Source organism: Deinococcus yavapaiensis KR-236 (assembly GCF_003217515.1).
Classification (GTDB): domain Bacteria; phylum Deinococcota; class Deinococci; order Deinococcales; family Deinococcaceae; genus Deinococcus_A; species Deinococcus_A yavapaiensis.
Genome location: NZ_QJSX01000003.1, coordinates 223252 through 249791, shown reverse-complemented (window position 1 = coordinate 249791; position 26540 = coordinate 223252). Strand labels below are relative to the sequence as shown.

22 protein-coding genes are annotated in these 26540 nt (G+C 67.2%); 13 read left to right on the top strand and 9 right to left on the bottom strand.

Annotated elements, in window-relative coordinates:
• The first annotated feature begins 37 nt into the window (after positions 1-37).
• The 4 genes from DES52_RS05365 to DES52_RS05350 all read left to right on the top strand — a co-directional run bounded on the left by DES52_RS05365 (position 38) and on the right by DES52_RS05350 (position 5864).
• A complete protein-coding gene (locus DES52_RS05365) occupies positions 38-880 on the top strand; it encodes a hypothetical protein (RefSeq protein ID WP_110885743.1) in 843 nt (280 codons plus the stop codon).
• Positions 880-1716, top strand: a complete 837-nt coding sequence (locus DES52_RS05360) for a hypothetical protein (protein ID WP_110885742.1) — start codon at positions 880-882, stop codon at positions 1714-1716. The genes DES52_RS05365 and DES52_RS05360 overlap by 1 nt, the downstream gene beginning before the upstream one ends.
• An 85-nt stretch (positions 1717-1801) precedes the next feature.
• Entirely contained in the window at positions 1802-3838 is a 2037-nt protein-coding gene (locus DES52_RS05355) for an ATP-binding protein (RefSeq protein WP_110885741.1), read from the top strand.
• Positions 3839-3875: 37 nt separating this feature from the next.
• Positions 3876-5864, top strand: coding sequence for a BTAD domain-containing putative transcriptional regulator (locus tag DES52_RS05350; RefSeq protein WP_110885740.1), 1989 nt, complete (start codon positions 3876-3878; stop codon positions 5862-5864).
• 3 nt (positions 5865-5867) lie between these two features.
• Here DES52_RS05350 and DES52_RS05345 read toward each other — a convergent pair whose 3' ends face one another.
• On the bottom strand, positions 5868-6614 hold the full coding sequence (locus DES52_RS05345; RefSeq protein WP_110885739.1) for a hypothetical protein: 747 nt from the start codon (positions 6612-6614) through the stop codon (positions 5868-5870).
• A gap of 109 nt (positions 6615-6723) precedes the next feature.
• On the opposite strand from DES52_RS05345, the gene DES52_RS05340 reads away from it, so the two are divergent.
• From DES52_RS05340 to DES52_RS05305, 8 genes are all read left to right on the top strand, one after another.
• Positions 6724-9705, top strand: a complete 2982-nt coding sequence (locus DES52_RS05340) for an alpha-mannosidase (RefSeq protein WP_110885738.1) — start codon at positions 6724-6726, stop codon at positions 9703-9705.
• 76 nt (positions 9706-9781) lie between these two features.
• Positions 9782-10471, top strand: a complete 690-nt coding sequence (locus DES52_RS05335) for an N-acetylmannosamine-6-phosphate 2-epimerase (protein WP_110885737.1) — start codon at positions 9782-9784, stop codon at positions 10469-10471.
• 2 nt (positions 10472-10473) lie between these two features.
• A complete protein-coding gene (locus tag DES52_RS05330; protein ID WP_110885736.1) occupies positions 10474-11313 on the top strand; it encodes a MurR/RpiR family transcriptional regulator in 840 nt (279 codons plus the stop codon).
• A gap of 47 nt (positions 11314-11360) precedes the next feature.
• Positions 11361-12632: an ABC transporter substrate-binding protein gene (locus DES52_RS05325; protein ID WP_110885735.1), complete on the top strand. Its 1272-nt coding sequence runs from the start codon at positions 11361-11363 to the stop codon at positions 12630-12632.
• Between the two features lie 72 nt (positions 12633-12704).
• Positions 12705-13598, top strand: coding sequence for a carbohydrate ABC transporter permease (locus DES52_RS05320; protein WP_110885734.1), 894 nt, complete (start codon positions 12705-12707; stop codon positions 13596-13598).
• On the top strand, positions 13595-14485 hold the full coding sequence (locus DES52_RS05315) for a carbohydrate ABC transporter permease (RefSeq protein ID WP_110885733.1): 891 nt from the start codon (positions 13595-13597) through the stop codon (positions 14483-14485). The genes DES52_RS05320 and DES52_RS05315 overlap by 4 nt, the downstream gene beginning before the upstream one ends.
• 13 nt (positions 14486-14498) lie before the next feature.
• On the top strand, positions 14499-16004 hold the full coding sequence (locus DES52_RS05310) for a DUF4127 family protein (protein ID WP_110885732.1): 1506 nt from the start codon (positions 14499-14501) through the stop codon (positions 16002-16004).
• A complete protein-coding gene (locus DES52_RS05305) occupies positions 15997-16800 on the top strand; it encodes an ROK family protein (protein WP_110885731.1) in 804 nt (267 codons plus the stop codon). Before DES52_RS05310 ends, DES52_RS05305 begins: the two co-directional genes overlap by 8 nt.
• Positions 16801-16806: 6 nt before the next feature.
• On the opposite strand, the gene DES52_RS05300 is transcribed toward DES52_RS05305, so the two are convergent.
• From DES52_RS05300 to DES52_RS05280, 4 genes are all read right to left on the bottom strand, one after another.
• Positions 16807-16989 (bottom strand): hypothetical protein, encoded by a 183-nt coding sequence (locus DES52_RS05300; protein WP_146237187.1) that lies wholly within the window; start codon positions 16987-16989, stop codon positions 16807-16809.
• Positions 16990-17145: 156 nt separating this feature from the next.
• Positions 17146-17334 (bottom strand): hypothetical protein, encoded by a 189-nt coding sequence (locus DES52_RS05295; RefSeq protein ID WP_110885729.1) that lies wholly within the window; start codon positions 17332-17334, stop codon positions 17146-17148.
• Positions 17335-17643: 309 nt separating this feature from the next.
• A complete protein-coding gene (locus DES52_RS05285; RefSeq protein WP_110885727.1) occupies positions 17644-18351 on the bottom strand; it encodes a DUF6683 family protein in 708 nt (235 codons plus the stop codon).
• Positions 18352-18507: 156 nt separating this feature from the next.
• Positions 18508-19650 (bottom strand): peptidase associated/transthyretin-like domain-containing protein, encoded by a 1143-nt coding sequence (locus tag DES52_RS05280; protein ID WP_110885726.1) that lies wholly within the window; start codon positions 19648-19650, stop codon positions 18508-18510.
• A 208-nt stretch (positions 19651-19858) separates the two neighbouring features.
• On the opposite strand from DES52_RS05280, the gene DES52_RS05275 reads away from it, so the two are divergent.
• The gene (locus tag DES52_RS05275) at positions 19859-22024 is read left to right on the top strand and encodes a tetratricopeptide repeat protein (protein WP_211317863.1); all 2166 of its coding nucleotides are present in this window, start codon (positions 19859-19861) and stop codon (positions 22022-22024) included.
• Positions 22025-22500: 476 nt separating this feature from the next.
• On the opposite strand, the gene DES52_RS05265 is transcribed toward DES52_RS05275, so the two are convergent.
• From DES52_RS05265 to DES52_RS05250, 4 genes are all read right to left on the bottom strand, one after another.
• The gene (locus tag DES52_RS05265) at positions 22501-23625 is read right to left on the bottom strand and encodes a hypothetical protein (protein ID WP_146237186.1); all 1125 of its coding nucleotides are present in this window, start codon (positions 23623-23625) and stop codon (positions 22501-22503) included.
• Positions 23626-23676: 51 nt separating this feature from the next.
• Positions 23677-24135, bottom strand: a complete 459-nt coding sequence (locus DES52_RS05260; RefSeq protein ID WP_110885854.1) for a GNAT family N-acetyltransferase — start codon at positions 24133-24135, stop codon at positions 23677-23679.
• A gap of 13 nt (positions 24136-24148) precedes the next feature.
• Positions 24149-24340: a hypothetical protein gene (locus DES52_RS05255; protein WP_110885853.1), complete on the bottom strand. Its 192-nt coding sequence runs from the start codon at positions 24338-24340 to the stop codon at positions 24149-24151.
• Positions 24341-24446: 106 nt separating this feature from the next.
• Positions 24447-26492 (bottom strand): ATP-binding protein, encoded by a 2046-nt coding sequence (locus tag DES52_RS05250; protein ID WP_110885852.1) that lies wholly within the window; start codon positions 26490-26492, stop codon positions 24447-24449.
• Between the last annotated feature and the right edge of the window lie 48 nt (positions 26493-26540).

The following is a 26540-nucleotide window of genomic DNA, read 5'->3' as shown; positions in this document are numbered from 1 at the left end:
GCCCCGCCGCGTACCTTGCGAGCACGGAGGAAGAACCATGCACACGACACGAATCATCATCCAAGCTTTGATCGGACTCGGCCTCACCCTCGGCGCGGCGAGCGCGGCGAGCGTGCCCGCGAATCTCGTGGGAGAGTGGCGGGCGGGCGACACGTCCACCTCGGGGTACGAGAACCTCTCGACGGGGCAGTGGCGCAGCGCGCGCAGCGAAAGCTACCGCCTCAGGCTCGCCGCCGACGGATCGTACGAGTACGTCGGCATCATGCTGATGCAGTCGGCGGGCTGCGAAAGCCGGATCTTCGACACCGAGAAGGGCCAGGCGGTGTTCTCGGGCGGCAAGTTGACGTTGAAGCCGACGTCGGGCGACGTGCAGTATTACCTCTGCGACCCGAAGAACGTCAAGAAGGGCACGTTGAAGGCGTCCGACTGGTCGTGGAAGCTCGGCAAGGACTCGGCGGGCAAGGAGGCGTTGCTGCTCGGAAGCGCGGACGGCAAGGGCAATCCGACGCCGTACTACCGCGCGGCGGCAAGCGCGGCGGCGACCTCGGCGAGCGCCGCGCCCCGCACCATCAGCGGGTCGATCACGGCGGCGGGCGGCCACTCGTTGAAGAACACGGTGATCGTCGCGTGTCCGAAGGGCGACTGCGAATCCGACGGGGTCAAGGGCGTCGCCATCTCGGCGGCGGGCTCGTCGACGACGTTCGTCCTGTCGGGCCTCGACGACGTGCCGTACGCGATTTACGCGCTGCAGGACAACGACGGCAACGAGGACGTGAACGCGGGCGACTGGGTGAACCGCGAGTTTCTCGCCGACGGCGACGTGCCCCTCGTGAAGATCGGCGCGAAGAACGTCAAGCTCGAACTCGTGGCGGTGAAGTGATGCGCCGCGCGCTCGCCGCCTTGCTCGCGTTGAGTGCCTGCTCGCCCGCGTTCGCGGCGGGCGGCACCGTCACGGGCCGCGTGCTGGGCCAAGACGGGAAGCCCGCCGCGAACGCCGAAGTCGGCTTCTTCGACGCCGACCACAGCTGGTACGAGTTCGTCACGTCCGTTCGCACGGGCGGCGACGGTCGCTACACCTTCACCCTCCCGACGCCCGAGGACCAGCCCGCGTGCACGCCGAAGGAAGTCACGATCGGCGGGATGACGTACACGGACTCGAGCGACTGCAAGAAACTCGCGGGGCAGAACACGAAGACGTGGCTTGCGGCGGCCTTCTTGCCCTTCACCTACAAGGGCGCGAAGTTGTGTTTGGAGCTCGACGGGGTGACTGAAACGAAGTTCGGGCAGCGCGAAAATGTCGTGCGCGACTTCAAGTGGCCCAAGGAAGTGTGGGGCGCCGTGAACCTCAACCTCGCCACGGCGGGCCTCGCGCCGCGCGCGAAGTGGACCGTGAAAGTGCGCCTTACGCCCAAGGGGCCGACGTGGAGCGGGTCGAAGAAGGTCGTGGAGGAAACGCTTTCCACCGACGACGTTCGCGGCGGACTCGCGTTGTTCGACGGCATTTGGGTGCCGCTCGGCGAGTACGACGTGCAAACGTGGCTGGTCGAGGCGAACGGCTCGTCGCGCAGCGTCGCCGTGGCGGCGCGCACGGACACGCAGACGAGCTTGTCGAAGCAGACGTACGGGCCTTTCGGCGACTCGATCGTCACGAAGTTCTTTCAGCGCGGCTCGTGCCACGACTCCATCGTGTTCTGGTTCGGAGCGCGCGCGAAGTAAGCCGCCTTTTTCCTCGAACCTTTTCCTTCGAGCTCCTCGCCTCTCGTGGGCGGGGAGCCGCTCTTTTTGCTAGCCTGAACCGAGCATGCAGACGTGGAATTTGCGGCTGCTGGGTTCGCCCAGCTTGACCGCGCCGGACGGACGCGACCTTCGCTTGGAGCGCAAGACGGTGGGGCTGCTCGCCTACCTCGCGCTGGAAGGCGCGACGTCTCGCGCGGCGCTCGCCGAGTTGCTGTGGCCCGACACCGTCGCGTCCTCGGGACGCAACAACCTCGTGCACGTGTTGCGCCGCGCCAAAAGCGCCTTCGGAACGGCGCTCGTCGAAGGCGCGGACGAGCTCGTCTTGGCCGAGGCGGTGCGAGTGGACGCCCGCGAGCTTCTCGGCGAGCGCTTCGCGGGAGACGTGCCGCTCGGAGAGTTCCTGAGCGGCGTGGAGTTCGACGACTTGCCCGAACTGTCCGATTGGCTGTTGGCGTGGCGCGAGGAACTCGGCGCGCGGCGCGTGTCGCTGCTGAGCGCCCGCGCGAGCGAGGCCGAGCGCGAGGGACGCGTCGCGGACGCCCTTTCGTACGCGACGCGCCTCGTGGACCTCGATCCTCTCGCGGAAAGCGCGTACCGCCTCGTGATGCGTCTGCACGCCGCCGCCGGAGACCGGCCCGCCGCGCTTCGCGTCTACCACCGCTGCAAGGACGTGTTGGAGCGCGAGCTCGGCGTGCGCCCCAGCGAGGAAACGGCCCGCCTCGCCCGGGCGATCGACCAAGGAGAGTTGCCGCGAGCGCCCTCGGTGTCGACGTCGCGTCCGCTACCGCTCGCCGTGCTTCGCCCGCCCGTCTTGGTGGGACGCGAGGCGGCGTGGGCGCAGTTGGAGGCGGCGTGGCAGCGCGGACAGACGATTTACGTGACGGGCGACCCGGGCGTCGGCAAGACACGCTTCGTGCAGGACTTCGTGACTTCGAAAGGACGCGCGCTGTACTTGCCGGGGCGTCCCGGCGCGCAGGACGTGCCGTTCGCGGCGGCGGCGCACAATGCCCGCGCGCGCCTCACCGCCGCGCCCGACGTGACGTTGCCGCCGTGGGTGCGGCGCGAGCTCGCCCGCGTGCTGCCGGAGTTTCGCGGTTCGGACGCGCCCGCGCCCATCGACTCGCCCGAAGCGCGCTTGAATTACTTCTTGGCGCACTTGGAGGTCGTACGCCGCACGTCTCAGGGTTTCGCGGCGATCATCAACGACGACGTGCAGTACTACGACGCGGCGTCGGTGGAGCTCGGCGCCTTCTTCTTGACGCAAAGCCGCGAACTTGGCGTGGAAGGCGACGTGCCGAGGCACATTCTGATCTACCGTCGCGGCTCGCTGCCCGAAGCGACGCGGGCGCGGCAAGACGCGCTGGCCAAGGCGGGCGTGGCGGCCGTCATCGAGCTCGAGCCGCTCGGAGAGCACGACGTCGAAGCTTTGCTGGACGAGATTCGCGCCTCGACGACGTTCGAGGCGCCGCAAGGATTGGCGCGCGAACTGCACGGGCTCACGAACGGAAATCCGCAGTTTCTGCTCGAGACGCTCAAGCACATGTTCCAGTCGGGTGACTTTCGCGTGTCGGACGCGCTGCGCGAGCGGGCGAGCGGCGCGACTCGCCTGATCGCCGAGCGCGCCTCGCGCCTTTCGGAGCCCGCGCTTCAAGCGGCGAGGGCGGCGGCGGTGCTGCGCGACGACTTCACGTTGGAGGTCGTCGCGGAGGTGCTGGGCGTCGGCTTGCTGGACTTGGCGAGCGCATGGGAGGAGTTGGAGGGCGCGCACGTCATGCTGGGCGAGCGCTTCAGTCACGACCTCGTGCACGAAGCGGTGCTGAGCGGGACGCCGGACGCGATTCGCACTTTGCTGCACCGCAGCGCGGCGCGCGTGCTGCCGAAGTACGACGCGCATCCGGGCCGCGTGGCGCAGCACTGGCTGAACGCCCGCGATCTCCGTCAGGCGGCGCCGTGGCTCGTGAAGGCGGGCGAGGCGGCCGAGGCGACGTCACGTCCCACGGACGCGGCGGCCTTTTACGCGCGCGCCGCGCAAGTCTTCCGCGAACTCGGCGACGTCGAAGGTGAGCGGGCGGCGGCGGCTCGAGAGCGAACGGTCGGCTGATCTCACCACCCGCGCGAACGCGTTGCTAGATTGAAGCATGCCTTCATCTTCATCTTCCTGGCAGCTCACGCTGCTCGGTCCGCCTCGCCTCGTGGACGGTCGGGGAAACGTCGTGCGATGCGAAGGCAAGGTGCTCGCTCTCCTCGCGTACCTCGCCTTGGAAGGCGCCGCGCCGAGGTCGCGCGTCGCGGGACTTTTGTGGCCCGACACCGTCGAGGGAAGTGCGCGCAACAACCTCGTGCATTTGCTGCGGCGCACCGCCAAGGGATACGAAGCGGACCTCGTGCAGGCGGGCGAGACGCTGTCGCTGGCCGAGTTCGTGCAAGTGGACGTGCACGGCGAGCGCGGCCCGGGCGAGTTGCTGGAGGGCGCCACGTGGCCCGACTTGCCCGAGTTCACCGATTGGCTGCTGGCATGGCGGGGCCGCCTCGACAGCGAGCGGACGAGCGCGTGGCGCGCGCAGGCGCAGGCGCTGGAAGACGACGGTTCGTACGACGAGGCGCTGAGCGTGACGCGGCGTTTGCGTGAAGTCGATTCGCTGTCCGAGGACGCCTTGCGGCGGGAAATGCGCTTGCTGTACCTGCTCGGGAACGCCGCCGAGGCGCTGGGCGTCTACGAAGCGGCGGCGACGGCGCTGCACGAAACGCTCGGCACCCAACCGCTGCCCGAAACGCGGCAGTTGGCGCGCGACATCGGACGCAGCGCCGAGGTGCGCGCTTCGGCGTCCGGCGAAACGCCCTTGCCGGTGAGCGTCGCCAGGCCGCCGACCCTCGTGGGGCGCGCGGACGCGTGGGCCAAGATGGAAGCCGCGTGGGCCAACGGGCAAGGCATCGTCTTGACGGGCGAGCCGGGCGTCGGCAAGACGCGCCTCGCCCTCGACTTCTTGGGAGCGCACGGCGGCGGCATGCGCTTCGAGGGACGGCCCGGCGACGCGGGGTTGCTGTACGCGACGCACGCGCGCACGTACCGTCAAGTGCTCGACGCGTATCCCGACCTCGCGTTGGAGCCGTGGGTGCGCGACGAGCTCACGCGCATCCTGCCGTACCTCGGCGGCCACCCGGCGCCCATCGAGAACGAGGAGCAGAAGCTGCGCTTTTGGCAAGCGAAGGTCGAGTCGCTCGGCGCGGCGATCGCGCGTGGCTTGCGCTACCTGGTGTTCGACGACGTGCAGTTCATGGACGTCGCGAGCGTCGAGGCGGGCGGCTTCGTGTTCGCGAACCTCGGGTGGGGACGGCCCGACGCGCCGTACCGCACCATCCACATCTTCCGAAAAGGAGAGCTCGACGAAACGAAGGCGGCGATGCTGGAGATGATGGTGGCCGCGCAACTCGTGGTGCTCGTGGACGTCGACCCGCTCGGCTCGGACGCCGTGGAGGAGCTCGTGCGGCAACTCGACCTTCCGGGCGGCGGGCAAGTCGCGCGTGAACTCGGCCAGTTCACAGGCGGCAATCCGCTGCTGCTGCTGGAGACGGCGCGCAGCCTGCACGAGACGCACGCCCGCACGGGCGAATTGCCGGACGTGCTGCCGCTGCCCGACAAGGCCACGACCGTGATCGCGTCGCGTTTGGCGCGCCTCTCGCCGAGCGCTTTGCACGCCGCTCGGGCCGCGGCCGTGTTGGAAAGCGACTTCGACCTCGAGATCGTCGCGCAGACGCTCGGCGCGCCGTTGCTCGACACGGCGAGCGCGTGGGAGGAGTTGGAGCGCGCCCACATCGTGCGCGGCTCGCGCTTCGAGCACGACCTCGTCGCCGAGGCCGTGCGGCGCGGCTTGCCGAGCGCCGTGCGGCGATTGCTGCACCGCAGCGCGGCGCGCACCCTGGCGGGGTTGGGCGCGCAACCGGGACGCGTCGCTCGCCATTGGCGCGAAGGCGGCGACGCGCGCTCGGCCGCTCCGTGGTTCGTGAAGGCGGGCCAGGAAGCCGTGCGCGCCTTTCGCGAGCGCGAGGCGGACACGTACTTCCGAGAAGCGCAGCGCGCCTTCGAAGAGGCGGGCTTGGTCGACGAAGCGGCTCGGCTGCGCGCCTGACGTTCAGCGAACTTGCAGCGACTTCACGAAGGCGTCGATCTTCGTGAGTCGCGCGTCGTTCGTGAGGCCGTTCAGAAGCTTCTTCGTGCGCGCCACGTGCGACTCGTAGGCGTCCATGGAACGCTTCGAGTCGCCGGAGTTGAGGGCGTCCGTCACGGCCTTGTTGGTGCCCGAGAAGGCGTCTTTGGGAAGTTCGGCGAGATTCACGGGAAATTGCAGCGACACGTAGTACTTGCCGTCGTTCGTGAGTCCTTGGTAGGTGTAGAAGACTTGAGCGCGCGTGACGGGCGAGACGTCGGACGCGAACGCCACGAGAAAGCGCACGCCGCGACCGCCGCCGAAGTCGAGGTACTTCACGGCGGCGTTGAGCACCTGCCCGGCGTTCGGCAAGGGCAGGAAGGGCATCTCGCCGCGAATCTCGCTCGGCGCGGGGCGCTCCTTGAGGAGGGCGCGCAACGAGCCGATTTCGGTGCGAACGCCGTAGCGCGTCTCGGGGTACTGCGCGATGAGTCCCGCGACAGGATAGACGTTGAGCTCGCGCAGATCGTCCGTTTGAGGCCCGAAGGTCACGGTGACGCGGCGCGGCGGGAAGAACTCCGGCACGTCCTCGCGCTTCACGGCGTTCATGATCTTCTTCGTGGCGGGCAGGCCGAGCGTCTTCGCGTCGAAGGTGACGCTCGGCAAGGTGGGCGCGGCGGCGGAGACGGCGAAGGTGGACACGAGCAGGGCGGTCGGCAGCAGGTATTTCATGCGTCGAGGGTACGCTCGCGAGGGTGATTCGGGCGTGACAGCGCGAGCGCGTGACGGGAGTCGGTGCGGCGTGTTAATGATGAAGCCGTTTCGACTCGAAAGGAGCGCTATGACCCTCGACGTCTCTCAACGCATTCACGCCCTCTCGCGCCTCGTCGCCGTGCTTTCGGCGTGGGAGGTGCGCGACGAGCTTTCCGTGACCGGCTGGTCGATTCGCCTCGGCGACACTCCGGAGGCCGCCATCGCGCACGGCGATTCTTGGACGCCGACGATCGACGACCGTCCGGCGGTCTTTCACGTCTCGTTTCGATTGCCGCGCGAGGTGGAGGACGCGCAGTTGGACCTCGACCTCGGCGGTGAGGGCGACGTGCGCGTCGTCGTGGACGGCCGACTCGCGGCGTCGGGCGGGCTCAATCCGTACCACCGCCGCTTTCCGCTCGGCACGCTTCGCGAAGGGCAAGTGCTGGACGTCACCGTGGAGGTCGTCGCGCGCTCGTTCTTCGGTCGTCCCACGCCGAGGCCCGCTTTGAACGAGGCGCGGCTCGTGCGGATCGAGCGCGAACTGCACGACTTCTTGCTGGACTTGCGGGTGTTCGCGGAGGTGTCGGCGGTCCTCAAGGAGCACGACGTCGCGCCGCACTTGCTGGGGGCCGCCGAGGAGGCGATCGGGCGGGTGGCTTGGCCGAGCGACACGCGCGGCGTGCTGAGCCGAGGCGTGCCCGCCATCGGCGAGTGGTACGCGACGGGCATTTGGCGTCTTCCGCCGTTTCCGTCGCCCGCGCCCCTTTCGGACGAGGCGCGGGCGGCTCTGCCGGGGGCGCGGGCGCACTTGAGCGCGGAGTTGGACCGCTTGCGGCCCCTCTACCCGCCGATCGGGCGGATCGCCGCGAGCGGGCACGCGCACCTCGATCTGGCGTGGTTGTGGCCGGTGCACGAGACGCGCCGCAAGTTGCGCCGGACCTTCCGCACGGTTCTCGCGTTGATGGACGAGTACGAGGCGTTCACCTTCAACCAATCGTCCGCGCAGGTGTATGCGTGGCTCGAAGAGGACGAGCCGGAGCTGTTCGAGCGCGTCAAGGCGCGCGTGCTCGAAGGGCGCATCGAGACGGTCGGCGGCAGTTGGGTGGAGCCCGACGGGCAGATGCCGTCGGGCGAGTCGTGGGCGCGGCAGTTGCTGTACGGTCAGCGGTACTTTCAAGCGAAGTTCGGGCGCCGCTCGCGCGTGCTGTGGTTGCCCGACACCTTCGGTTACACGCCCGCGTTGCCGCAGATCCTGAAGCTCGCCGGAATCGGCGGTTTTTTCACGACGAAGCTGTCGTGGAGCGAGACGAATCGGTTTCCGCACGATCTGTTCGCGTGGGAAGGCATCGACGGGACGCGCGTGACGGCGCACATGTTCCACAATCCGGGCAGTTCGGGCGACGCGACGGGCGGGTACAACGGCGAGTTCAAGGCCCGAGATCTGCACGGCACGTGGGCGAACTTTCGCGGCAAGAACGCGCGCGCGTGGCGAACCGCGCCGCCCTCGACCTTGTTCTCGTACGGTTACGGCGACGGTGGAGGCGGCCCGTCGAGAGAGCATCTGGAGCGCTTCGCGCGCCTGCGCGACTTCCCGGCGATGCCGCGCCTCGCGCACTCGCGCGTCGACGACTTCTTCGAGGGCTTGCCGAAAGAAGGTCTTCCCGTGTGGGTGGGCGAGCTGTACTTGGAGTTGCACCGCGCGACCCTGACGACGCAGGGCCGCGTGAAGAAGCTGCACCGCGAAGCCGAGCATCGCCTGCGGGAAGCGGAGGTCGCGGCGAGCGCCGCGTGGCTGCGAGGGCGGCCGTATCCGCGCGAGCGCTTGGAGCGCTCGTGGAAGACGTTGCTGCTCAACGAGTTTCACGACATCTTGCCGGGGTCGAGCATCAAGGAGGTCTACGACACGGCGCTTCCCGAGTTGCAAGGCGTGGTGGACGAGGCGCGGGCGATCGCGCGAGAAGCGGGCGGCGGAGACGTTTCGCTGAGCGCGGCCACGTTGGCGGTCGTGCACGAGGCGCCGCGCGGTCCGGCGAGCGTGACGGAGATCGGCGACGGATTCACGCTCAGCAACGACTTCCTGACGATCGAGGTGGCGCCCGACGGAACGCTTCGCAGCGTCGTGGAGCGTGCCTCGGGACGCGAGGCGTTGCGAGGAGACGGGAACGTCCTCATGGCGTACGTGGACGTCCCGCGCGAGTGGGAAGCGTGGGACACGAGCACGAAGGTGGGCGACGACGGCGAGGAAGTGCGAGGCGGCGAGAGCGTGCGCGTCGTGGAGGACGGCCCGGGGGAAGTCGCGGTGGAGGTCGCGCGGTCGTGGCGGTCGAGCCGTATCGTGCAGACGTACCGATTGGGCGCGTCGTCGAAGCGTCTCGACGTCGAGACGTTCTTGGATTGGCACGAGCGCCGCGTCCTGCTGCGGGCGCTGTTCGACCTCGACGTGCACGCGTCCTTCGCGACGTTCGAGACGGCGTTCGGCGCGGTGTCGAGACCGACGCATCGCAACACGTCGTGGGACGCGGCGCGCTTCGAGGTGTGCGGACATCGCTGGGCGGACGTATCGCAGCCCGACTTCGGCGTGGCGCTTTTGAACGACGGCAAGTACGGCCACTCGGTTCTCGGAAGCACCCTGGGCTTGAGCCTCGTGCGTGGAGCGATGTTTCCCGACGTGCTCGCCGACGAGGGCGAGCACCGCTTCCGGTACGCGTTGTATCCACATTCGGGAAGCGCCCGGGACGGTCGCGTGGCGCACGAGGCGAGCGACTTCAACGGCGAGCGGCTGAGAATGCCTGCCGCGCCGAGCTTGCGCCTCCTGAACGACTCGGTGTTGGTGTCGGCCTTGAAGAAGGCGGAGGAGGGCGACGCGCTGATTTTGCGCGTCTACGAGCCGTACGGCGCGAACGCCACGCTGGCGCTCGAGGCGCCACGACTGCGCCGGGCGGCGCGCGTGAATTTGTTGGAGGAGCCGCTCGAAGACGTCGCCGTCGAGCCGTCGGGCTTGACGTTGGCTTTGAAGCCGTTCGAGATCGTGTCGCTGCATTTGGAGTTCGAAGAGAACAAATTGGCGTAGTATTTCACCACTTTGGAGCTTGACAAAATAACATTTCAGCCGTACGCTGGCCTCACATCAAGGAATTGAGGTCGAGATGACTGTTGCACACATCCTCGAGAGCCTTCGAGGGGGACTCGTCGCGTCGTGCCAACCGGTGCGAGGAGGGCCGCTCGATCAACCCGCCCACGTCGCCGCGCTCGCCTTGGCGACCCTCGCCGGAGGCGCCGTCGCCCTGCGTCTCGAAGGCCTTCCCGACTTGAAGGCCACCCGCCCGCTGACGTCCGCGCCCATCGTCGGCCTCGTGAAGCGCGACGAGCCCGGCACGAACGTCTACATCACGCCGCTCTTGTCGGACGTGCGCGACCTCGCGCTCGCGGGCGCCGACATCATCGCCTTCGACGCCACCATCCGCGAGCGGCCCGTACCCGTCGAGCGCCTCGTGGCCGCGGTGCACGAGCACGGCAAGCTCGTCATGGCCGACTGCTCCACCTTCGAAGAAGGACTCGCCGCTTGGAAAGCGGGCGCGGACTTCGTCGGCAGCACCCTCAGCGGGTACACGCCGCACTCTCCCGCCCTCGACGGCCCCGACCTCGACCTCGTGCGCGCGCTCGGCAAGGCGGGCGTGCGCGTCATCGCCGAGGGCCGCCTCCACACGCCCGAGGACGCGCGCGCCGCCCTGCACGCCGGAGCTTACGCCGTCACCGTCGGCAGCGCCCTCACCCGCCTGGAGCTCATGACGAAGCGCTTCGTGGACGTCCTGCGCGACGCGCCCGTGGAGGCTTGAGCGTGCCGACGAGCGCCCTCGCGTCCCTGCGCGCCCTCGGGCCGGGCCTTTCGCCCGCCTTGAGGCGCGTCGCCGACTACGCGCTCGCCGAACCCGAGAAGGTCTTGTACCAAACCGTCATGGAAGTCGCAGAGGGCGCCAACACCTCCGAGGCGAGTGTCATCCGCTTTTGCCGAGACCTCGGCTTCTCGGGCTTTCAGGACTTCAAGCTCGCCCTCGCCTCCGAACTCGCCGTGAACCCCACCGAGTCCTTGCCCGTCGGCACGCCGCACACGCCCGAGGACGCCATGGAGCACATGCTGCACCACGCGCGCACCTCGCTGGAGGACACCTCGAAACTTCTCGATCCGCAAGCGGTCGGGCGGGTCGTGGACGTCTTGCTCGGCGCGCAAGTCGTGGACTTCTACGGAGTGGGCGCCTCGGGCGTCACCGCCCAAGACTTCGCGTACAAGTTCTTGCGCCTCGGATACTCCGCGCGCGCCCACCCCGATCCTCACCTCGCGGCGATGTCCGCCGCGACCCTCGGCCCCGGCATGGTCGCCGTCGCGATCAGCCGATCGGGCACCACCCTCGACGTCGTTCGCTCGCTCGAACAAGCCCGCTTGCACGGCGCCTTCACCGTCGCCCTCACGCAGCGCCACAAGAGTCCCCTCGGTCAAGTCGCCCACGAGACCCTCGTCACGTCCGTCATCGAAAATCCCCTTTCGGGCGGGTCCATCAGCGCGAAACTCGGCCAGTTGCTCGTCCTCGACGTCCTTTACTGCCTTCTTCTTCTCAAACGTCCGGGCGCCAGCGAATTCATTCGGCGCACGGCCGCCGCCGTCGCCGACCGTAACGTCTGACCGCCGCCCCGCTTCCAAGCGCCATTTCATGTTCTGGAGGAACAGTTATGAAGAAGAGTGTCAAGAAGGTCGCCCTCGTCAGCCTCGCCCTGATCTCGACCGGCCTCACGTCCAGCGCCTTCGCGCAGCAAAAGACGCAGATCGAGTTCTGGACGTGGTACCTCAGCCCGAAGTTCGACAACTTCATTAAGGGCGTCATCGCCGACTTCGAAAAGCAAAACCCGAACATCACCGTGAAGTGGCTCGACAAGCAAGACACCATCGAGCGTGACTTCCAAGCCACCATCGCCCTCGGGCAAGCGCCCGACGTCGTGAACCTTTGGAACGACTCGACGGCCGCCGCCGTGCAGAACAACCTGCTCGTGCCCATCACGGACCTCACGCCGCTCTCCACCCTCAACCGCCTGTACTACTCCAACGTCTTGAACATCTTCAAGCACGACAGCAAGTTCTACGGCTACCCCTGGTACGGCTACGTCGATCAAGGCGTCATGATGTACAACTCCGAGTTGCTGCAAAAGGCGGGCGTGAGCATCTCGCGCATCCGCACCCTCGACGACTTGCTCAACGCCTCGAAGACCATCAAGGACAAGACGGGCGCGTACGGTTGGCTGCCGCCCGTGTCCGACCCCAACGGCGCGTCCTTCCTCGCGTACTTCTACCTCGACGGCCTGCCCATCACGAACGCGAGCGGCCAAGCGGTCTTCAACTCGCCGACCCACGCCGCGTTGCTGCAAAAGTACGTCGACCTCATGAAAGGCGACTACATTCCGCAAGACCTGCTGCGCAAGGAAGCCTTCCAAGTCACCAACGAGCTGTACAGCCAAGGCAAGGTCGCGTTCATGGTGGGCGGTCCGCAATCGCTCAACCGCGTGCGCGACAGCAACAAGGACATCTACTCCAAGACCAAGATCACGAGCGCTCCGCTCGGCAAGGCGAAGGTGCAGACGGGCGGCGCGTTCAGCCTCGTCATTCCGCGCGCCTCGAAGCACCAGAAGGAAGCCGCGCTGTTCGCGCTGTTCATGACGAACAACGTCAACCAAGTGAAGTTCGCCAACGTCGTGCCGATCGTTCCGACCACGAAGGCCGCCAAGAACGACCCGTCGTTCAAGACGACGTCGCAAGATCCCATCGAAATCGCCACGGCGCGCGTCGCCGGCACGGGCGGCCTCATCAACCCCGGCTTCGCCTCTCCGAAGAACACCGACGTCGTCTACAAGAACTTCAACGACAACATCCAAGCGGCGTTCCTCGGTCGCAAGACCGCTCAGCAAGCCCTCAACGACGCCGTGACCTTCTGGAACGCGAACGCGAAGTAAAGCCTCCCCCTGCAATCCCTCTCCCACGACAGGAGAGGGATTGCAGGTGAGGGGTGACGAGGGATTCCACCCATGAACAAGACCCGAACCACTTTGACCGCTTACGCGATGCTGCTGCCCGCCCTCGTTCTGCTGGGCGTGTTCACGCTGTATCCCGTGCTGTACAACGTCGTCTTGAGCTTCTCGAAGTACACGGCGCTGGAACTCGGCGCGGGCAAGGGGCCGTCGTGGGTGGGACTCGAGAACTACCAGAAGGTGTTCTCCGATCCGCTGTACCAGACGGGCATCGTGAACTCGCTGAAGTACCTCGTCGTCGTGCCGATCTTGCAAATCTTCTCGCTGCTCGTGGCGGTGCTCGTCAATCGCAGCCTTCCGGCCATCGCGTTCTTCCGCGCGGGGTACTACATCCCCGTCATCACGAGCATCTCGCTCGCCGCCGTGATGTGGGAGTGGGTGTACGCGAAGGACGGCATGATCAACGCGGCGCTCCAAGGCCTCGGGGTGCTGTCGAAGACGAGCGCGTTCGGATGGCTCATCAACGAGAACACGGCGTTGTGGGCGATCATGTTCGTGACGTTCTGGCAAGGCTTCGGGTACTACATGGTGCTGTACCTCGCGGGCTTGCAGTCGATTCCGACGGAACTCGACGAAGCGGCGCGGCTCGACGGCGCGACGAAGACGCAAGTCTTCTGGAAGATCACCGTGCCCCTCATGAAGCCGACGCTGATGATCTGCTCGCTGCTCTCGACGCTCGCCGCGCTTCGCGTGCTGCAAGAAATCATGGTGTTCACCGGCGGCGGTCCCGTCAACTCGACGTACACGGCGCTCTTCTACGTGTACAGCAAGGCCTTCAAGGAATTCGACTACGGGCAGGGCGCGGCCGCCGGGATGGGCGTGGCCCTCATCGGCTTTCTGCTGAGCTACGTCAACTACCGCCTCACGCGCGATCAGCAGGTGACCGGATGATCGCCAAGACCCGCGCTCCCGAGCGCACGCGGCCCGCTCCACGGGTGCGCGCGCTGTCCGTGCTGGGCAAGGTCGGTACGTACGCCTTGCTGACGGTCATCCTCGTCTTCGCGGTGTTTCCGTTTCTTTGGACGCTCGCGATCTCGCTGACGGACAAGACCGTGTCGAACGGAGTGTCCATCTACGACTTCCCGGCGAGCCTCTTTCCACGGCACCTCACGCTGAACAACTTCACCGACGTCTACAAGACCTTCAGCCTCGGCAAGTACGTGTGGAACTCCGTCGTGATCTCCACGCTCACGGTGATCGGAACGCTGTTCGTCGCGTCGCTCGCCGCGTACCCCTTGGCGCGCATTCGCTTTCCGGGCCGCGCGATCATCCTGGGAATCATCTTGTCGACTCTCGTGCTGCCGTCCGAGACGAGCTTCATCGTGAACGTCCTGACACTGCGCAACCTCGGCATCCTCGGCACGTACGCGGGCGTCGTGCTGCCCGTCCTCGCGACGGCCTTCGGCATCTTCGTGATGAGAAGCGCGTACCTCGCCATTCCCGAGACGTTGCTGGAAGCGGCGCGGCTCGACGGCGCGACAGAACTGCAGATCTGGTGGCGCATCATGCTGCCGCTGTCCGTCCCGACCCTCACGGCCCTGGCGATCTTCACGCTCGTCGGCAGTTGGAACGACTACTTCTGGCCCAGCCTCGCGCTTATTACCAACGAAGACTTGCAACCTCTCGCCGTGGCCGTCTTGAAGCTCAGAGGCCAATTCAACTACGACCCGTTCAACATCGCCGCGGGCGCCATGATCATGATGCTGCCCGTCCTCGTCGTGTTCCTCGCCGCCCAGAAGTTCTTCATGCGCGGACTCGACGGCGCGGTGAAAGGCTGACCGAACTTCATCCATGCACATCTTGCTGCTTCCCTGCGATTCGCGCCCGCCCACCCTCGACTTGCCACACCAGTTGGCGGAGGCGGCGGGCGTCTCCCTGCTCTCCCCTCCCAAGAATCTTCTCAACGACTGCGCCCGACCCGCCGACACGAGGACGCTGCACGCTTGGCTGCTCGAACACGCGCCGTCGGCCGACGTCCTCGTCGTGAGCCTGGAGATGCTGACGCTCGGCGGTCTCGTGCCCGCGCGCCGCGAATCGACACCGCTGACCGACGTGCTCGAACGCTTGGCAACTTTGCGCGAACTCAAGGCCTCGCATCCTTCCCTGCGCATCCTCGCGCACGGCATCGTCGTCCGCGTGGCGCACGACGACGACCCGCTGGAGGAAAAGCCGTACTACGGCGAGTGGGGCGCACGCCTTCGCGCGGTGTCCGAATGGACGGACCGAAACGAGCGCGCCAACTTCTCCGCCGAGACGAGCGCGCGCCTTCAAGAAGCCCGGAACGCCGTTCCGACGCACGTCCTGACCGACTGGCTGGCGACGCGCGAGCGCAATCACGCGATGCACGAGGCGGCCATCGACTTGCTGCACGAAGGCGTGCTGGAGCGTCTCCACCTCACCTTGGACGACACGACGCCGTACGGTCTCGCCGCCCGCGACCGCCGCGAGTTGGAAGCGAAGCTCGACGCGCTGGACTTGTGGGACAAGGCGGAGGTGTATCCGGGCGCGGACGAAGTGTCGTCGGTCCTGCTCGCCCGCGCCTTGCTCGGCGAGCGGCGCTTGAAGGTCAAGGTCGTGTATCCTTCTCCCCTCTCGGTCGCCGCGACGACGCTGTACGAGGACCGACCGCTCGGACCGCTCGTGCACGATCACCTCAAGGCGTGCGGCTGCGAGGAGGTCACGTCAGGCGAAGCCTTCACCCTCTTCGTGAGCGCGCCCGCCGTGCGGCAAGGACACGCGCAGCCCGACTTCGAGTCGGTGGACACGCCCGCGAGGAACCTCCCGGCGTTCGCCTCGAAGCTCCGAGAAGCCCTGAGCCGCGGCGAGAAGGTCGTGCTGGCCGACGTCGCGTACCCCAACGGCGCCGAGCGACGCCTCATGACTCTGCTGGGAAGCGCGCCCCTCGCCAACCTCACGGGGTACGCCGCGTGGAACACCGCCGGGAACACCCTCGGCGGAGCCATCGCGACGGGCGTGTGCGTCCTGCACGGCCAAGGGCGCGAGCGCGCGCGCGTCGAAGCGCTCTTCTCCCGCCTCGTGGACGACTGGCTGTATCAAGCGGACGTGCGCGCCGAAGTGTGGAACGTCCTGCCCGCTCCGAACATCTTCGATCTCGGCGATCAGATGCCGCTGGCGACGACGGAAGTCGACGCGCGTCTGGCGGTTCGCGCGCGGGAACTTTGGCAGACGGCGTTCGCGCCGCGCTTCGCGAACTTCGCCTTCGAGTGGCACGGCGCGAGCCTCGCTTGGCCGCGCCTCTTCACGGGCGTCTTCCCGTTGACGGTGCGAGATGCCTGAGCGCGTTCTTGCGTTCGACATGGGCGGCACGAAACTCGCCGCCGCCCTCGTCGAGGACGCGCGGGTGGTAGAGCGGCGCGAAGTCGCCATGCCGAAGGACCGCTCGCCATGGCGCGTCGTTCAGGCGTTCGTGGACCTCGGCAGCGAGTGGGCGCGCTTCGCGCCGCGCGTGGCGGTCGCCGCGACGGGACACGTGCGGCGCGGACGCGTGTCGGCCTTGAACCTCGAAACGTTGCCGTGGACGGACGTGGACTTGCAAAGCTTGCTGCGCGGCGCCTTCGCGAAGCCGACGGTCGTCTTGAACGACGCGGACGCCGCCGCGTGGGGCGAGTTCCGGTTCGGCGCGGGGCACGGCACCGAGCGCTTCTTGTTCGTCACGGTGTCCACGGGCGTCGGGGCGGGCATGGTCCTCGACGGACGCCTCGTGGAAGGCGCCGAGATCGGCTTCACGCGCCTCGCCGACGGCACGCCCCTCGAGCTCGCCGCGAGCGGAACCGCCCTCGATCGTTACGCCAAAGCGAGAGGTTGGACCGGCGCGCGCGACGTCGTGCGTCACGCCGCCTCGGACGAGGATGCCGAGGCCGCCCTCGCCCACGCCGCGCGCCTCATCGCCGGAAAGCTGTGGGACGCCGCGAAGCTGCTCGACCTCGAACGCGTCGCAGTCGGAGGCGGCTTGGGGCTCGCAAGCGACTTTCGCGCGAAGCTCGAAGCGCACGTCGGCGTGCCCGGCCTGCTCGCCCCCGCCAAGCTCGGGGTGGACGCCGGACTCGTGGGCGCCGCCCACTGGACGAGCTGAGCGACGTCAAGGCCGCAAGTTGCGGCCGCACTTGCAGCGAAACTTCTGAATCGTCGACGACCACTTGCCCCAAGGCCGCCACGCGGGGCGGCTCCACGGCCAGCGTTTCTCCAGCACCACGACGCCGTGCCCCGACGGAATCCTTTGAAAGCGGTAGGAGCGACCACACGCGCAATGCACGACGTTCACGCTTCGATTTTGCAACGGCGCGCCTCCAGGCGCGACCGAACGACGAATGACACGGCGGTCCGCGCAAACGGGAAACGGGCAAGAAGTTTCACGGCGCGGCGAGAACGCCCCCTCCTGGCATCAGGAGGGGGCGTTCGAGAATCGATTCGGAACGGGTCAGCGGGCGCGGGAATATCTCAGCCGGTCGTACGCGGAGACGCGGTCGTGCGCTTCTTGCTGCGTCACCTTGCCTCGCTCGAGCGCCAAGAGACGCTCCCTCGCTTCCAAGAGCGTCATGCGCCCGTGTTCGTGCGCGCTGAGAATGGCTTCGCGAGCTTCCAGGTACTTCTGCCTTGCGACGGTCATGAGGAGCCTCCAGACCGAACGCGGCTTCACAGTCCTGATAAGCGAAGGCGTTCGAGACGAAGGCAGGATACAAAAGAGAGTCTTACACGGACCTTACGAACCGCACTTCGCGCGAACGTGACGGCGACGGGCAAGCCGCGCGTGAAGTTCGTAGAGGTCCAAGCGGCCCACGCGAAGAACGCCACGCCGAGATCGTCGGGGACCGGGCCGCCTCGATGAGCGTCATCCCCGCCGAAGAAATCGACACCGTCGCGCCCGTGGCGGCGACCGCGAGGGCGGCGCGGCGAAGCCACGCTCGCATGACGTCGTTCACTTGAACTTCAAGCCGCTTGTCGTGAACGTCACGTCGTCGTGGCTGCGGGCGAGCACCTGGTGGTACAGCAGTTCGGCGAGGTCCTTGGCCTGCTGCTCGTACTCGGGGTGGTCGGCCGCTTCCCGCTGAAGGCCAAGGGCGAGGTTCGCCGCGATGACGAGCGATTCGTACAACTCCTGCTTGCGCGCGTCGGGCAAGCCCTTGAAAGTCTGCACCTTCGCGAGCGCTTGCGTGACGCTGCCCAGCACGCCTTCTTGCTGCCCCTCGCTCAACTCCTCGCCCGTCAGCACGAGGTGTCCGACCGTCAGGGCGTACAAGATCGCTCCGGCGACGTTGTTCTTCAGGCGAGCTTCCTGATTTTGCTCGAGCAGCGTGTCGTATCCGTCGAGCAGTTGCTCGTACAACTCGCGCGCCTGTTTCCGCTGCGCGTCGCTGACGTCGGCGAGCCCGCTCGCCATCCGACTCGGCAGGATTCGGGCGCCCGACTTGAACACGCCGATCGTGAGGTCGGCCTTCGCGGCGGCGCTCGACGAGGAGACGGTGCGGCCGAACGCGGAGAGCACTCCTTGGCTGGCAGTCGAAAGCAGGCCGCTCGGCAAGGCTTGAGCGTGAACTCGAGGAGCGAAGGTGAAGCTCGCCAAGCCGATCAGCGCGTACAAGGCGAAGCGGCGAGCGTGAACTCGAAGGAAACGAACGTCGGACATGATGACCTCCTAGCAAGCCGTGGTCGGCGAGCTCGTCGAACGTACAGGCGCGAACGTGACATCAGGATGACAACGGGCCGGGACGGACGACAAGACGAGGAGCGCGGGCAGCACGAAGCGTTCGAGCAGCGACGTCGACACGTTCTCGCCCGACCTTCAACGTGGAAATTGGTACTCGACTTCGCCGAGGGCGCCGCAACCGATGATTCGGTCGAAGTCGACGGTCGTCGTGCGCGCGAAGGCCGAGTTCGCCTTGCCGGTGTCGTGGACCAGCAAAGGCGTCAACGATCCGTCGCTTTCCACGTACGCCAGCGACAGCTCGTACCTACCGAGGGGCAGCTTGCGCAGCGAAATTGTCGTGCTGTCGACGCCGCCCGACTTCGAAGCGACGACGGTGGCTTCGGATGCCGAGGTCGTCGTGCCGTCCACGAGGCGCCCGAGGGGCTTCAAGGACAACTTGAAGCGGTTGACGTTGTTGCCCCCGATGAAGCGAGGACGTTCGGCGGGATTGGTGGAAACGACGAATTCCTGGCGAAGGGTCAAGTCGGCGACGTTCACGTCGATTCTGAAGTGCCGCACCGCGCCGTCCCGATCGAAGAAGAATCCGCCGTTGCCGAAGGGCGCGCCCGGCAAGCACATCGGCTGGTCTCGCCACGTCATGTTCGCGCTCACGACCGCCTTCCACGACACCTCGGGCGTGAGCCTCACCTTGTACGCGCCGTTCGCGTCCGTCTCGAAGGTGCCGAGGGTATTGACGAAGTAGCCGTTGACCGCCGGGTCGATCGTGACGAACGCGCCTCGAAGTGGGCGCCCCAGCGAGTCGAATACTTGACCCGTGACGTAGCCGGGCGAGCCCTTCGTGACGATCGGCTTCGGAGTGACGGCCTTTTGGGAAGGCGCGGGCGAGGTGGAGTCGGGCGCCGCGCCGAGCTTGCCGATCGAGAGGCGCACGTTCGCGCGGGGCGCCTGCACCTTCAACGCCGCGCCGTCGGCACCGGACAGGCGCGCAAAGTAGTCACCGTCGTCGATGTCGCCGTTGCCGTTCACGTCCTTCCAAGCGAGCAGATAGTAGCCGACGTTCGGCTGAACGGCCAATTGAAAGTTCGCTTCGGCGCCCGAGGTGGAAACGGTGGTCAAGACGCTGGCGTCCTCGTCGCACCCGCCGTCCTTGGCGGCACACGCGACGATCGTCGCGCCCTTGAGGTCCACGCCCTTCGGCGCTTGCACGGTGCCCGAGAACGACGCGGCGAGGGCGGTGGAGGTGAGAACGAGGGCGGTCGACAAGGCGATTTTTCGCATGGGAACTTCCTTTCGCGGTCATGAACTGCCGTGCCCGTACCTTGCCGCGAGGCAGGTGATATCCGAGTGACAAGCCGCCGCTCGCCGGGAATGGGAATCGTCCTCGGCAAGCGGCTCGCTCCTCGCGTGAAGCGGGCCGCGCGCTCCGCTCGCCTTGTCACCGTGAAGCCATCGTGCCGACCGTAGCGTGGCGGGCAGGAGGATCACCATGAACACCCTCATTTCCGGCGTGCTGACCGCGTTGCTCGTATCGGGCGCCGCCCTCGCCGCTTCCCCGAGCGAATTCGTCGCTTGGTCGGACGCCGCCCTCGGCCAAGCGGAAAGCGCGCTGCGCTCGCGGCTCGACGTCGAGTACCGGTCCTTGTACGGACCTCCGCCCAGCCTTTCCGTTCGGGCCGAGGCGAGCGCGGCGACGCAAAAAGCCTTGGAGCAGCTTCGCGCCACCCTCGCGGGCATGCCCCCGAACGATCCGAACCGCAAGATCTTCGAGGAAACCCTCGCCGCGCTGAGCGCCCAGCAGACGCGCGCCGCGACCACGCCCGCGGCGGCACCGGTCTCGGCGCCGACGTGTCCTGCTTCCTTGTCGCTCGCGACGGCGTTGAAGAACACGCGCGACTTCGTGGCCAAACACCTCGGCGCGTCGGACGCCGCGAAGTTGCACGCCGCGGTCACCACGCCCGAGCAAGCCGACCGAATCGCCGCGCAGGCCGTGGCCGCGAACCGTCCGCACGTGGCGCTCGCGGCGCTCCTCGAAGGGTACGCGCGTGACGAGCGCGACGCGTCCCAGCTCGTGAACACGGCGGGCCTCGCGGGCGTGCTCGGCTTTCCATGCGAAGCGCTCGCGTTGCTCGACGCGGCGGGCAAGCTTCCGAAGCCGACCGACGACTTGTTCGGAGCGGACGCGCTCGCGCTCAACGCGCGCGGATACGCCCTGCTCAAGCTCGGCCGCGCACAGGAGGCGGAAAGCGTCTTGCGCCGCGCGGTGACGCTCGATCCGTCGCTTTCCGAAGCGCAACGCAACCTCGCCATGGCCCTCAAGGCGCAACGCAAGGACGACGAGGCCATGCGCTTCTACCGTCTTTCCATGCGCCGCGCCGCCGCCTTGAAAGACGGCGCGGCCACGACGAACCCGCCCCCCTCCCAAGCGAGCGGCGAGGGCCACGCCGCGCCCACGCCGACGTGGCCCGCCGCGAAGGACGTGTACGACTTGTCGGGCGGCGTCGGTTGGAAGTTGCCTCAACTCCCGTACCCGAAGCACGTCGGCGAAGGCCTCGTGTTCGAAGCGCGCGTGAAGGAAGTCCAAGGCATCATCGACGCGCGCATGCGCGCTCGCGCGAAGCGACTCGGCGAGTTGGTCGTGACGCTTCGCACGCGCGCGCGGCACGATCCCGGCTCGCTGCTGACGAGCGCGCGCGTTTCCGACATCACCGCGCGCATCGACGCGGCGGAGTTCGACCCCGACGTCCGCGCCGGGTGGGCGCTCGTGAACGAGGAGATGGAACGCGAGGACCGCGCGGTGATGTTCAACGCCTTTCGCGCCGACGCGCCTCACACCCAAGCCCAGGTGTACTACAGCGCCGTCACGCCCGCCGGGATCTACGAGCAGACCATGAAGCTCATCGCGGACGCCCAGACGAGCGCGTGCGCCACGCGGTGCACGGAACTGCAATTGCAAGAATTCGACGGGCAGCGTTGCGACGCCATGGAAACCGCGACGAACGCGTGGCGCACGCGCATGCTGCGCCTCGACGGCGCGGTCGCCGAGGTATTCGACCGCACCTTCCGGCTCATGACGGGCCTCGCCGGAAACATCGAGGATCCCGCCACCTTCGAATTCGCCCGCTTGTCCGCCGAGCAGCACGCCGACATCCTCGTCAGCGGCACGCTCCTACAAGCGGCCGCCGCGCCGAGCGCCTTGTGGCATCAACACGGCAGCCGCGATTGGCACGTCCGCTGCGGCGAGCGCGCCGACGTGGCGTCCGTGAAGTTCGATCCGCCGCCGTCGTTCGCGTGCACCGCCAAGAACCCGAAGCTCAAGTTCGACCTCGTGCTCGTCAAGCTCAACTTGAGCTGCGAGAAGGTCGCGGTGGAGGTCACGCCGCTCAAGACCGGAGTTCTCATCTTCGACGTGGGCGTGTACGGCGAGCTCGAGTACGCGTGGAGTGGACGCATCACCGTGGGCGTGGGCGTCAAGGGTGGCACGAGCGGCTCTCCACTCAGCGTCGGCGTGAAAGGCGGGGTGTACTTCACGGGAGACACGAGCGGGCAACTCATCGACGTGGGCGTGAAGGGCGGCGTGTCTTCAGGCGTGATGATCGGCTCGGCGGGCGGCGACATCTCGGCGACCGGCAAAATCAGCTTCATTCCGAGCTGAGTCTCCTCGAAAGGCGAATTCAGGCGTTCCAAACTAGCCTCGTCGCGTGCCTCGTTCCTTTCGGGCACGCACGAAGCCGCTCGCGGCGAACGCGAAGGGAGAATCCATGAAAAGCGTCATTGTCACGACCCTGCTCCTCTCGACCGTCGTCTTGAGGGCGAAGGTGGAGCGCGGCTTCATCGCGGGCGTCGTCACGACGATGAGGTGACCCGCCGCTTCAAGGGGCAGCACGCTTTCAGCACGCAAAGTCTCCAACGCCTCCGCGTGACCTCGGCCGTTCATGCGAAGGCGTTTCGATTCACCTTGATTCGGCGTGCGCTCGCTTCCATGTCGTCTTCGCTCCTCCTCTCGAAGTTCGGGGCCGCGCCATCGCGGAAGCGCTCGGCGACGTTCGCCGAGCGCTTCGAGTTGTCCTGATGCCGTCGATCGCAACGGCCTCGTACGACGCCTCCTGGGCGCCACTCGGTCGCGGGGGCTCAGCGAACAGGTTTATGGTGCAAGATGAACACCGTGTCCTCGACGTTGCCTTCGATCGTGCGGCGGTAACGCTTCGTGAGTTCGCCGCCTTCCAAGGTGAAGTCGGTGATGGCGAGACCTTCGGTCGCGGGGTTGAAGAACCGGACCTTCTCGTCGTCGTGCATGTCGTCGAAGAACCACTGGTTGTCGGTGGACGTGTGCCCGTTGTACAGCGGGCACAGCATCTTGATCGTCTTCTCGACGAAAGGTTCCACGATGAACAAGACGGGATCGAGGTGCGTCGGCGCGGAACGATTCACGTGGGTGTTGAGTTGCACGTTCATGACCCACATCTCCTGCGCTTCGAGCTTCACGACGGCCATGCCGCACTCGTCGGGCTCGGGCGTGTGCTGCACGTACTGCGCCTGCGCCTTGCCCCACGGGCGAAGCCTCGGGGCGGCCGAGTACATCTTGAACGGAACGACGGCGCGCACGTGGTCCGAAGCGCCGTGTCCCCAGGTGATGCGCGAATCGAACTCCAACTCGTACGTTCCGCAGTTTTCCGCCTTGCGCTCCATCGCCTCGACCTTGCCCGCGAAGTACGGCGAGAGGGCTTGGTTCTTCTCGATCCACGCGAGCCACGTCACCATGGTGCGCAGTTGCACGGCCTCCCCCGCCGAGCATCTCGTGGAGGCGCGGTTCACGCTGGCTTCCACCGCCTTGGCGATGAGGCTCCAGCCTTCGAAGATCTCCGCTTTGAACTTCGCGTCGAGTTTCATGGCGCGAACGCGTCCGCGCCACGCCGAGAATTCGCTCAAAGCCGCGTCCAAGCGAGCTTCGCTCGCGGAAGCGTCCTTCAAGCCGGGATACTGGCGGTCGTAGTCGGCGCGCAGTTGGGGTTCCGTGAATACCAAGGGAGCGGGCTCGACAGGCGGCGGAACGAGCGGCGTGATGAGGTCGTCGTCTCCGGGCGGCAAGACGAGCGGCGCGATGAGGTCGTCGTCGGTCGGCGTGGGCGGCTTGTCGAGTCCGTTTTGACGAATGAGGTCGTTGAGGTGCTGCTGCACGCTCTCGGTGCTTTGGGCGGCGAAGGCGGAGGCGGACACGAGGGACGCGAGGAGGCAGGCTCGCAGGGCGGTCTTCATGCCGGGCACTGTAGAAAAGCGGGCATGGCTGAGGCATGTGGCGCCTCGCCTTCACCCCCGCGTCTTCTCGAATTCGGTGATCGTCAGGCCGGGCGCGACTTCGCGCTCTCCCATCTCGCGAAAGCCGAGGTGGGCGTACAAGCGCTTGGCGGGCGCGTTGAGGCTCCCGGTGGACACGACGAACCGTCGAGCGTCCTCCTCGCACGTTTCGACGAACGTGACGAGCGTGCGGGCGACGCCTCGACGAAAGTACGCGGGCCGCACCATCACGCGGTGCACGTCCACGGTGTCACCGAGACGCTTGTAAGAGACGGCGCCCGCCAACTGCTCGCGCTCGAACACACCGAAAAACGTTTCGCCGCACGCACGCAAGTCCTCCAGCGTCTCGTGGAGCGGCGGCAAGTCCCGCCGCCCGATGAGGGCCGCCTCGACTTCGTACGACTGGCGTTGCAAGTCGAGAACGCGCGCCGCGACGTCCGCCCGGGTGATGTCGAGCGAGCACACGGTCATGCCGACCATCTCTTCAAAAGCGCATGAATTCGCTGTAGAGGTGATCGATGCAATCGTCGACGCTGTCGAAGACGCGGCGTTGACCGTTGGTTCCTTCGCGGACGGTCATGTGGTGCGCGTCTCGTTCTTCTTCTCGCCAGACGCGCAGCACGTACACGCGCCCTCCCTCGGACACACTCGGCGTATCGGACTGTTCTCGTTCCATGATGCCTCCTTCACTTCGGCCGCGTTTCCACGGGCCTTCACCGTAACGCTTCGAGCGTGACTGTCGAATGACGGTCCGACGGTCCACGCTTCAGGGGACGCGGCGTTCAGGAAGCTTGCTCGACGCGGGCGGCCAGGATCGCGAGCGCTTCTCGCGCGCTCGCCGCCGTGCTTTCATCGCCGGTTTCGAGGGCGGCGGCGAGCGCGCGGGTGTACGCCTCGTGCGCCTCGCCGAGCCTCAAGGCCCGCTGCGCCGCTTCACCCGCCTGCACGAGCCACCGAGCGGCTTGACGCGGGTCTTCGCCTGCCTGCCAGTGACCCGCGATGCGCGCGGGAGGCGCGCCTTGCGTCATGAGGACGCGCGCGGCACTGCGGTGCAGGATGCGGCGCACGCCGGGCGGCATCGTGGTGAGCACGCTTTCTTGCACGAGGTCGTGGCTGAACGCTTCGCCCGACACGACTTGCGCGTCCTCCAATTCCTCCCAGGCGGTCGCCGTTTCGAGCAAGCCGATGCCGAGGGTTTGCGAAACGAGTTCCAAGGTGAAGTCGAGGCGCAGCACGGCCGCCGCTCTCGCCGCTTGCAACGCCGAGGGCGAGAGACGCGCGAGCCGTTGCTCGACCATCGCCGTGATGTCGTCGCTCTTGGAGGTGGGCGACTCGGCGACGGTCGAGTCCTCGAACAAGTTCTTGACGGTCTCGAGGACGAACTGGACGTTGCCGCGCGTCGTACGCGCGATCTTCGTTCGGTGCGTCGCGTCGGGCACGTCGAGGTCGGCGAGCAAGGTCGTCACCGCCTGCTCGCTGAGAGGCGTCAGGTGCATCGGGACGATCACGCCCGCCGCCGTCATCTGCGCGACGAGCGACGCTCCGTAAGGCGGAAGGGCCCCGGTGCGGTAGGTGTACAAGGCGCGCAGCGTCGTACTCGGATCGCCCCAGAAGCGCGACCCGACGTACGCGCCCGCCTCGATGCTCGGCTCGTCCATGAACTGCACGTCGTCGGTGCAGATGACGACGGGACCGCGCTCGGCGACGCGCCGCAACACCTCGTACTTCGCTTCGTAGAAGCGCCGCTTGTCGAGTTCCGTCTGCAGAGGCGGCGGGGCCTCGCCAAGTTCGGGCAGCATGCGCGCCAACTCGGCGATCACCCACTCGGGCAACTCCAAGTCCGGATTCGCCTCCAGCGTCTGACGGTAGTTGCGCGCGTGCGTGGCGTACGGCACGTCGGCGTCGCCCGGGCGTCCTTGGAAGAACAGGATCTGGTAGCCTTCGCGCGACCGCAGGAAGTCGCGCGCGAGACGAGACTTGCCCGAACCCGGATCGCCTTCGATGACGATGCCGAGCCCCTTGGCCCACGCTTCCTCCATTCTCGCCCACACGTCCTCGCGGCCCACCAACGTCGGCGGGCGCAACACCGTGAGGGGAATGCGCCTCGGTCGTGGCGCGGCCGCGCTCTCGACCGTGCCGAGGTCGATGGCGCGCGCGAGCCGTTGCGTCTCGGGCGAGGGATCCACGCCGAGTTCGCGGCGAAGCAGCATCTTGCAGCGGTGGTAGGCGCGCAGGGCGGCGGGACGATCGCCGAGGTCGTAGTGGGCGCGCATCAGGGCGCGGTGCGCGTCCTCGGCGAGAGGATCGGCGTCCATCCAGCGTTCGGCGAGCTCGACGGCCTCGCTCGTCTCTCCGCGCGCCAACAACGCCTCGACGGTCTCTTGACGCATCCGCGTCCGCACGACGTCGAGTTCCTCGCGCTTGGCGAGCAGCCACTCGCTGAAGTCGGGCAGGTCGTCGAGCGCGGCCCCGTCGAGGAGACCGCCGCCCTCGACGTGCTCACCGCCCGAGGAAAGCACGTCCAGCACGTCCACACGGACGTCCGCACCCAACGAGAGCACCTCGCCTGCCTCCACGAGATCCACGCCGCTCGCTTCCTTCAAGCGGCGCAGCACGTGCACGAGGTTGTTGCGGGCGGCGCCCGACGGCGTGTCGGGCCACAGAAGCTCCGCCAGAAGAGCGCGTGACGCGCGTCCTTCGAGGGCGAGGTACGCGAGAAGCGCGGCCGTCTTGCGCTCCAACGGCACGGCTCGCTCGGGAGACGTCGCCGACACCAAGCGGGGCGTTCCGAGTACCTCGACTCGCCAGTCCAGACCACGTTGTGGCATGAGAAAGTGTAGCACCGCGTTCACGCGTCGCGGGTAAAACACCTCCAC